Here is a 2,065-nt window from a genome sequence, read left to right as displayed (position 1 = left end):
CCGTTAGGTCTGTAGCAAGCGTAACGAGTGTCTAAAAATCTATACGAACCGTAGAGTCATGTGAGAGCACAGTAGTGGAGTGTGCCGATTCAAGGCACGTAACGCTGTGTGACGCGGACAGCCGAGGGTTTATAGTCGTCGCGTTTTGCTCGGCGATTTTGCATCATTGGATGTGCAAAATACCTACCGAGGTAGCGACGCTTACGTTTAAAGGGTTATACTGGTCGTATTATTTATCCAATTGCAACATTAGGCCCTCTCCGTGGGCAAGGGGTTACATCCATTTACATTTCAATTTGCTCTTCTAATGGTGTTTGAACTGCTCTAAGTGCACTGTCATAAAGGCCAGAATCACTGGCTGCAACATGATCAAAGATCAATGTTGATGATGTAGTTGGCTCTGGTGTTTTATCAATTTGTTCTTCTAATGGTGTTTTAACTGCTCTAAGCGCACTGTCATAAAGGCTAGAGCTGGCTGGACTACTAGCAAAAGTGCGACTAAACAAGTGTCGTGGCAATCTGATGGGTCCATTATTTCTATATGAGTACTCACCTGTGCTAGAGTCCATTACATGGCCATCCCCGTCGATGGTGTATCTTCTTTGTACCTCTTTTGCTCTTCTCAAAGGTCCGACTAACTCTGAATCATCAACTGTCCTGCGTATCTCTTTGTATCTTGAGCAAAGCTTAGTAGTTCCAGCTAATGTTACTGCAGGACCTATGGCTGGCTGTAATGGTTGGGTATAACCGATTACGGTTACATTACGAAAGCCTTGTTGTGAAAGCCTGGCGGCAAACCTTCCCGCAATTGACGTTCCCTCTAATTCAGGATGCCCTTTACCAATGTAAGTACGACCACTCTCGCACATAAATAAGTTAATTTGTGGACTATCTCGTCTTAAACCGCTTGTAATAAGCCGATCGGCCAATTCTTCAGGTGTGAGATACTCGGACTCTGCTACTTTATGCCGGGTACTGCGCACTTGCCCAGTACCTATCAGCCCATGAGCATAAATATATAATTTATCACCTGGGCCAATATCGGATAGTTGATCAGAAGTTTTATCATATGTACGCACCTTAGGCCAGTCACTCCGGCGCCCCCCCTCTTTTATTGTATACTGTCCACGGCGCCAGCGACGAGCAAGAGTTGGCATTGATTTATTTTCACCTTCAAATGGAACAAATGTATATTTAGGCATATATAACTCCAAAGTGTAAATATATTGATAAGTTTTAGATGAAATATGGATATATCTTGAAATTAATATTAATTAATACAAGAGGTAAGATAATAAATTACAATTTAATAGCATATGGCGATACTTCAATATCTTGAGCATATTTACTAATAGAATTAAATTAATGTTGATAATTTAAACTGAAAATCATCACAAACATTAATAGTGTATTTAGAGTTTATCTCTATTTTTATATAGAAACTATCTGCTAATTAATAAAGCGAATGCTTAACTTAAACAAATTACTGTCTATGTCACTATAATAATAATACCGTCATTTATTTTATAAAATTGTGTCGAAATCGCTATTTTATTGTAATTGTTTTTATGTCAATGAAAACAAATGAATAAATGAATGTATTTATTGATTTTATTGTTAATAATAAATTAATTGGTATATTGTAATATTCCAGATAAACTTTTATTTTTAAATAAAATTTAAGTAATATATTATTAAAATTAAATAATTATTAAAGAGTATTAATGGCAATCTTAATGATTAGTATAAATAATATGTTTGATTTTTACCATGTTAAATTTAATTTAAAAAATCTAAATTTATTTAAATTAAAAAATTGTATTTATATGTAAGTCAGGTGTTTTTTCTGGGGTGTTCCATTAAAGTTAAATAGCGACTAATCTAATTTACACCGTTTATACGGTTTTTCTGCTTCTTAACAAATGCATTGCTTTATATGCTAAATATTGAGTGTAAATTAGTTGCGTAAATATTTACACTGACCTATTTAAATAGTTTCTAACTCATACAAGCATACATAGGTCTGCTAGGCGAGAGATTTATCACTATCGCTGCGAGCCATGGA

At 35.3% G+C, this 2,065-nt stretch carries 1 protein-coding gene; it reads right to left on the bottom strand.

Annotated elements, in window-relative coordinates; translation table 11 throughout:
- Positions 1 to 284: 284 nt before the first annotated feature.
- On the bottom strand, positions 285 to 1,202 hold the full coding sequence (locus C200_RS13780; protein WP_016212197.1) for a hypothetical protein: 918 nt from the start codon (positions 1,200 to 1,202) through the stop codon (positions 285 to 287).
- Between the last annotated feature and the right edge of the window lie 863 nt (positions 1,203 to 2,065).

The sequence above is a fragment of the Piscirickettsia salmonis LF-89 = ATCC VR-1361 genome (genome assembly GCF_000297215.2).
In the GTDB taxonomy this organism is placed as follows: domain Bacteria; phylum Pseudomonadota; class Gammaproteobacteria; order Piscirickettsiales; family Piscirickettsiaceae; genus Piscirickettsia; species Piscirickettsia salmonis.
The sequence above is the reverse complement of the archived record's forward strand: the minus strand, read 5'-3'. Positions and strand labels throughout refer to the sequence as shown.

Excerpts from the sequence above, each read along its gene's own strand:
- C200_RS13780 (WP_016212197.1), bottom strand. The coding sequence starts at position 1,202 with ATGCCTAAATATACATTTGTTCCATTTGAAGGTGAAAATAAATCAATG.